The 7,059-nt window shown below is 32.4% G+C and carries 8 protein-coding genes; 3 read left to right on the top strand and 5 right to left on the bottom strand.

The annotated features are described in order from the left end of the window. The 5 genes from AB1Z17_RS12205 to AB1Z17_RS12185 all read right to left on the bottom strand — a co-directional run. Nucleotides 1–1,157, bottom strand: a 1,157-nt coding sequence (locus AB1Z17_RS12205) for a Sua5/YciO/YrdC/YwlC family protein (protein ID WP_368052069.1), incomplete at its 3' end; no start/stop codon positions are given. Between the two features lie 32 nt (nt 1,158–1,189). After that, the gene (locus AB1Z17_RS12200; protein ID WP_368052068.1) at nt 1,190–1,723 is read right to left on the bottom strand and encodes a hydrogenase maturation protease; all 534 of its coding nucleotides are present in this window, start codon (nt 1,721–1,723) and stop codon (nt 1,190–1,192) included. An 80-nt stretch (nt 1,724–1,803) separates the two neighbouring features. Continuing rightward, nucleotides 1,804–2,520 (bottom strand): Ni/Fe-hydrogenase, b-type cytochrome subunit, encoded by a 717-nt coding sequence (gene cybH / locus AB1Z17_RS12195; RefSeq protein WP_368052067.1) that lies wholly within the window; start codon nt 2,518–2,520, stop codon nt 1,804–1,806. Nucleotides 2,521–2,530: 10 nt separating this feature from the next. Further along, complete coding sequence (locus tag AB1Z17_RS12190) at nt 2,531–4,267, bottom strand: nickel-dependent hydrogenase large subunit (protein ID WP_368052066.1); 1,737 nt, start codon at nt 4,265–4,267, stop codon at nt 2,531–2,533. An 11-nt stretch (nt 4,268–4,278) separates the two neighbouring features. After that, nucleotides 4,279–5,403, bottom strand: coding sequence for a hydrogenase small subunit (locus AB1Z17_RS12185; protein WP_368052065.1), 1,125 nt, complete (start codon nt 5,401–5,403; stop codon nt 4,279–4,281). Between the two features lie 241 nt (nt 5,404–5,644). Between AB1Z17_RS12185 and AB1Z17_RS12180 the strand changes: the two genes are divergently transcribed. The 3 genes from AB1Z17_RS12180 to AB1Z17_RS12170 all read left to right on the top strand — a co-directional run. Next, nucleotides 5,645–5,986 carry a hydrogenase maturation nickel metallochaperone HypA gene (locus AB1Z17_RS12180; protein ID WP_368052064.1) on the top strand — a complete coding sequence of 114 codons (342 nt, stop codon included), beginning with the start codon at nt 5,645–5,647 and terminating at the stop codon, nt 5,984–5,986. 11 nt (nt 5,987–5,997) lie between these two features. Continuing rightward, complete coding sequence (hypB, locus tag AB1Z17_RS12175; RefSeq protein ID WP_368052063.1) at nt 5,998–6,816, top strand: hydrogenase nickel incorporation protein HypB; 819 nt, start codon at nt 5,998–6,000, stop codon at nt 6,814–6,816. Between the two features lie 39 nt (nt 6,817–6,855). Further along, on the top strand, nt 6,856–7,059 hold a 204-nt coding region (locus tag AB1Z17_RS12170; protein ID WP_368052062.1), incomplete at its 3' end, for a HypC/HybG/HupF family hydrogenase formation chaperone.

Here is a 7,059-nt window from a genome sequence, read left to right as displayed (position 1 = left end):
AATAATACTTCTTGTTGAAATTTAGAACTGAATTTTACGACAGAATCATCTTGTGGGTGTTCAATTTTTAAATTGTGTTGTAAAAAATAATCGGCTATATTTTTTAATTTTTCAAGAGCATCTTCATTCGTACTAACAATTGGAGAGCCATGAATATTTCCACTAGTTGCAACAATAGGAAAATTTAATTCATTGGCTAATAATTGTAAAATACCTGTATAAGGCAACATAATTCCAAGCTGATTTAAATTTGGAGCAACTTGTTCTAAAGCAAGTTTTCCATTGTAATTTTCCAATGAAACTATATTAATTGGTAACTCTGTAGAGGTTAGGGATTTTAGTTGTTTTTCATTTAAAATTACTTCTTTTTGAAGTATTTCTATAGATGGATATAACACCGCAAAAGGTTTATTTGGGCGATGTTTTTTATACCGTAATTTATGAACAACTTTTGGATTTTCGGCATTACAACATAACAAATAACCGCTTGTATTTTTTATGGCAATTATATTTCCTTCGGAAAGTAAATCAGCGATTTTTTTAAAAAGATTTAATTGCTCAATTTTTATGGTTTCACCTAAATTATTAACTAATTTTAGTTGAATTCCACACGTTGAACAAGTGTTGGTTTGCGAATGAAATCGTATGTTTCTAGGTGAGTTATATTCTTTTTCGCATTTGGCGCACATTGGGAATTCGTCTATACTTGTATTACTTCTTTCAAATGGAAAAGTTTGTGTAATTGCCCAACGCGAACCGCAATTTACACAGGTTGTAAAAGGGTAGTTATGCCGTCTGTTTTCAGTATTTTCAATATCGTCTTTACAATCGTCACAAATAGCAAAATCAGGAGTTAATGGTAAGTTTAACTGTCCATTTTTAGATGAAGGAATAATTTTAAAATCATCAAATAGTAAATTTTCAACTTCTACTATTGAACTATTTTTTATTTTTGAAATTGGCGGTGGAAATTCGATTATTTTTTTATAAAATGCCGAAATATTTTGTTGATCTCCACTCGCAAAAATAAGTACACCATCTTCATTATTTGAAACGGTTCCTTTTAAATTGAATTCAAGTGCTAAATTATAAATATACGGACGAAAACCTACACCTTGGACTTGCCCAGAAAACGAAATTTTGCAGGATTTAATCATTCAATTTATAGGATAAAAATTAGACTATAAATTTACGATTTTTTTAGGTGAAGTGCTGCTGAATGGCTTAAAATATTATCAATAATTTTAGGGATTATAGCTTTAACTTTGTCATTTAATTCTATGGTCATTGGATTTAATTCTTCGATAGAAACTGTAAATAAATGAATATCAGGAATTTTTTCCATAAGATAAACTGCTTCAATCATATCTTTTAATCCAACATCATGAACACTTAATGCTGATGGGAAATCTGAGGCGAATTTTGGGCGAATTAATGAAATGGTTCCTGCAGGTTTTCCATCCATAGTAGCATCAACAAAAATTACGGTAGAATATGCTTCAAAACAATTTAACAGTAAAAATCCACCTGTTCCACCATCTAAAATATCAATGTAATCAGGTACTATATTTTTAGACATTTCTTGAATTACATGAACGCCAATTCCTTCATCTCCCATTAAATAATTTCCAACACCCATTATTAAAATGCTATTGGATTTATCTTTTTCGAAAAAATAAGAATCACTACTAATAGCAACGGGTGTTCTTTCTTTTATTTTCATTTTTTTAAATTTAAAGAATAAATTCATCCTTAATAAAAATGCAGTGACAGGATGAATTTATAAATACCTTTAGGGTCTAATTATTCCTCGTTCTCTTTTTTAAGAACCTTTTTAACTCTATCTTCTCGTACAAATTTATAGCCTCCGAACATAGAAGAAACTTCACCACGACCTTCTAACCAATCATGGTAAAAAACCAAATAAACGTGTACTATACTAAATAAGATAAATACCCAAGTTGAAATATGATGAATTGTTCGTGTTACAAAATCGCCACCCAATAATGGGCTCACCCAATCAAAAAGTTTTGGGAGCCACCAACCAGATGTATCGGCGTAAAGTGCAAATCCTGTAAAAACTTGAATAAGTGCAATAAAAAATAAGGCTAAATATGATAATGTTGCTACACTATTATGTCCAATACTTATATTTTTTACATCAGGGTGATCTTCGTTTAAAAGCATAATATCAATTTTTAACACATGCCAAAAATTGTTCCATATTTTTTTTCCGAATGGCCAAAAAGCTCTCCAACTAGCGTATTTGTTACCCACAATAGACCAATATAATCTTAAAATCATATTGAAAAAGAAAATATAAGCTGCACCAAAATGAATAAATCTTACAATTCCAAAAGAATGTAAATTTGTTGCTTCAGCACTTGACTGTAAAGCTGGTGGATTGGCAATTATAAATCCCGTAACTGCTAGAATAGTAATTGTTAGCACATTTACCCAATGGAAAAACCGAACTGGTAATTCCCAAACCATCACTCGTTTAAAGTTTTTAGTTTCCATAATTTAAATTTTAACTGTCACAACTAGCAATATTTTGAACCTGAGAAATGTGTTTTCCATGTTCATCATATAAATGAACAGCACAAGCTATACAAGGGTCAAATGAATGAATTGTTCTAATAATTTCTAATGGTAAATTAGGGTCTGCAACAGGTGTTCCAATAAGAGCAGCTTCATATGCTGACCGCTGTCCTTTAGGATCACGTGGAGATGCATTCCAAGTAGATGGAACAACTAATTGATAGTTTTCTGTTTTTTCATCTTTAATTTTAATCCAGTGTGCCAACGCTCCTCTTGGCGCTTCACAAAATCCTACACCTTTAGCTTCTTTTGGCCAAGATGAAGGTTCCCAACTATCGGTATTTGCCATCCGTTCATCACCATTTTTGATATTATTCATTAAAGTATCAAAAAATTCTAATGTCCAATTAGCAACTAATTGCGTTTCAATTCCGCGGGCTGCAGTTCTACCTAATGTAGAGAATAGCGCATCTACAGGAACATTTAAATGAGAAAGTGCGCCATTTACAGCATCTTTAATTTCTTCATTTCCTCTTCCATATCCTACTAATAAACGTGCAAGCGGACCTACTTCCATTGGTTTTCCTTTCCAACGAGGTGTTTTTATAAAGCTATATGCCTGCTCAACATTTAAATGATTGTAAGGTGGTTTAGGGCCAGTATATTTAATGTTTGTTTCTCCTTCCCAAGGGTGTCTTCCTTTGTCTTTTCCTTCTGAATAATTATCATACCAAGAGTTATTTACAAATTCTTCTATTTCATCTGTACTTCTATGATCAACATCATGTACTTTAGATAAATCATTATTCAAAATAACACCTTGTTGAAATTTAAAACTTGATAAATCTGCATATCCATTTGTAGGGAAATCTCCATAAGACATATAATTTCCAAATCCTTTACCTATAGCTCCCCAATCTTTATAAAATGATGCAATAGCTAATAAATCTGGAATATAAACTTTATCAATAAATTCTTTTCCTTCTTTTAATAATTTCTGAACGTGCATTAAACGTTCTGCATTCAATCCACCAGCACCGTCTGAGTTTATTGCGCAAGCCATACCTCCAACTAAGTAGTTAGGATGTGGGTTTTTACCTCCAAAAATGGTATGAACTTTCACGATTTCTTTTTGCCATTCTAAAGCTTCTAGATAATGAGCCACAGCTAATAGATTCACTTCTGCAGGTAATTTCATTTGAGAATGCCCCCAATAACCGTTTGCAAAAATTCCTAATTGACCACTTTCAACAAATTTTTGAACTCTTTTTTGTACATCTGAAAAATAACCAGGTGAACTTTTTGGCCAGCTTGAGATGCTTTGTGCAATTTCGGAAGTCTTTTTTGGATCTGCTTTTAAGGCATTTACAATATCCACCCAATCCAATGCATGTAAATGATAAAAATGCACTGCATGGTCGTGCATATATAAAGCACCTTCCATAATATTACGAACCATTTCAGCATTAGGTGGCACTGCTATTCCTAAAGCATCTTCAACGGCTCTTACAGATGTTAATGCATGAACTGTAGTACAAACACCACAAGTGCGTTGTACAAAAGCCCAAACATCTCTTGGATCTCGACCTTTAACAATACTTTCAATACCTCTAACCATTGTGCTTGAACTAAAAGCATCTACAATTACGCCATCTTTAATTTCTGCTTCTATTCTTAAGTGACCCTCAATTCGTGTAATTGGGTCTACTACTATTCTATTTGCCATTATTATACGTTTTAAGAATCAATATTTTTTTCATTACTTTTTCCTCTCTTTATTCTGTCCATTAGCTCTTTTCTTTTTGAAATATTTGCGCCAACTGCGTGTAAAGCGATCCCTCCGGCTAATACTCCTGCTGCAACCTTACCAACAGTGTCAGCATTACTTTCTACAGCAAAGCCAGGTACTTTTGTTGTTCTTTCATAAAAAGGCCCATTGTCCCAAAATTCCTCTTCACTACAACCAATACAACCGTGACCTGATTGGATAGGGAAGCTTATTCCATTATTCCATCTCATACTTGCACAAGCATTATAAGTCATAGGTCCTTTACAGCCTAGTTTATATAAACAGTATCCTTTTTTTGAGTTTTCGTCATCAAAAGTTTCAGCGAATAAACCTGCATCATAATAAGGACGTCTGTAACATGTGTCATGAACTCGTTTTCCATAAAAAGCTTTTGGTCTTCCCAAGCGATCTAATTTTGGTAAACGTCCAAACGCAACTACATGCATAATAACACCCGCCATAACTTCGCCTATTGGCGGACAACCAGGTACTCTAATAATTGGTTTGTTTTTTATTAATTTATGTATAGGTGTTGCTTCTGTAGGGTTGGGCTTTGCAGCCTGTACACATCCATTTGAAGCACAACTTCCCCAAGCAATTATTGCTTTAGCACCTTCGGCGGCTTCTAAAAAGGTCTCTTTTGCGGATTTACCTGCAATGCAACAGTAATTTCCATCATCACCTAAAGGTATAGACCCTTCAACACAAAGAATGTATTCTCCTTTGTGTTTTTTCATGGTTTCATGCTTTGCCGTTTCGGCCTGATGCCCAGACGCAGCCATTAATGTTAAGGAATAATCTAGTGATATTCGGTCTAAAATAATATCAGCAACTATTGGATGATTTGATCTGATAAAAGATTCGCTACAACAAGTGCATTCTTGATAATGTTCCCAAATAACTGGTAATCTAGGAGTGTTTTCTAATGATTGTGCAATTTGCCCAACCATTGTAGATTCTAATCCCATAAAAGCTGCCATATACGTAGAGAATTTCATGAAATCTCTACGGCTATAACCTTGCTTTATAATACTTTCATAGTATGTGTTTCGTTTTTCATTATTGGTAGACATAGATTAAGTTTTAAGTAAAAAAGAGACTTATTTATCATTCTGCTTTTGATGTAAAAAGCATTTATCTAATTTACAATAAAAAATGAATAATGCAAATGTAACAGGTTAATTTAGAACGTTTTAAAATAAGACTATTCAATCTTTAATTTATGACAATTATCATATTGTCTTTTTAGCTATATTTTTGAATAGGTTTCCAATTAGATAATTTGTAACTTTGATTTTAAATCTGTTTTTGAAGATGCATGAACTATCAATAGCCTTAGGAATTGTTAAAATTGCTGAAGATGAAACTGCAAAAGTTAATGCAGATAAGGTTACTAAAATTGAACTTGAAATTGGTGTTTTGTCTGGTATTGAGATAGATTCGTTAAATTTTGTTTGGGAATCTGCAGTACAAAATACTGTGCTTGAAAAGGCTGAAAAAGAAATTATTGTAATTGAGGGACTTGGAAAATGTATAGATTGCGATAATGAGTTTGATATGGAAAATATTTATGATTGCTGCCCCAATTGCAATAGTAATTTTAAGGGTATTTTAAAAGGAAAAGAGTTAAAAATTAAAGCGTTAGAAGTAATTTAAATTTAATAATTATGTGTGGAACTTGCGGATGTGGAACCGATGGAAACGGTCCAGTAATTTTGAAACCAGGAGAACAAACTCTTGTACATTCTCATCAAGAGGAGCATCATCACCATCATCATGATGGACATACTCACGCTCATGATCATTCTCACTCTAATGATCAATCTCATGTGCACAAACATAAAGTTTTAGAGATAGAACAAGATATTTTGCAGAATAATGCAGTTTTAGCTGCTAGAAATAGAGGTTTTTTTGAAGCTAAAAATATTTTCACTTTAAACTTAGTTAGTTCACCAGGTTCAGGAAAAACATCTATTTTGGAACGTACATTGTCCGATTTAAAAGAAGAAATTCCATTTTATGTAATTGAAGGTGACCAACAAACCTTAAATGATGCCAATAGAATATATGCGCTTAATATACCCGTAATTCAAATAAATACAGGAAAAGGTTGTCATTTAGAAAGTGATACGGTTTATGATGCAGTTAAAAAGCTCGAAATTAAAAATGATGCTATTTTAATGATAGAAAATGTGGGGAATCTAGTTTGTCCTTCAATGTTTGATCTGGGAGAAAGTAAACGTGTTGTAATAATAAGTACTACAGAAGGTGAAGACAAACCAATTAAATATCCTGATATGTTTCACACATCAGATATTTGTATTATTAATAAAATAGATTTGTTACCATATGTAAATATAGATGTCAACAAACTTAAAAATTATGCGTTGCAAGTTAATCCTAAGTTAGTGTTTTTTGAAGTTTCTGCAACTACTGGTCAAGGAATGGAAGCTTGGTATAAATGGTTGAAGGAAAATAGAGTTTAAAGTTAGAAAGTTTAATTTTCAAAAGTTAAAAACTAAATTATGTGTTTATCAATACCTGGAAAATTAATTGAAATTACTTCGCAATTAGATGAAACCTTTAGAGTAGGAAAGGTATCTTTTGATGGAATTATAAAAGAGGTAAGCTTAACATTGGTTCCTGAAGCAACTGTTGGAGATTATGTGTTAGTACATGTTGGTGCTGCAATAGCTACTATTGATGAAGAAGAAGCTAAAAAAACATTT

It is taken from the genome of Lutibacter sp., assembly GCF_040883305.1.
Taxonomy (GTDB): Bacteria; Bacteroidota; Bacteroidia; order Flavobacteriales; family Flavobacteriaceae; genus Lutibacter.
This window is presented reverse-complemented; position numbering and strand designations above follow the sequence as displayed.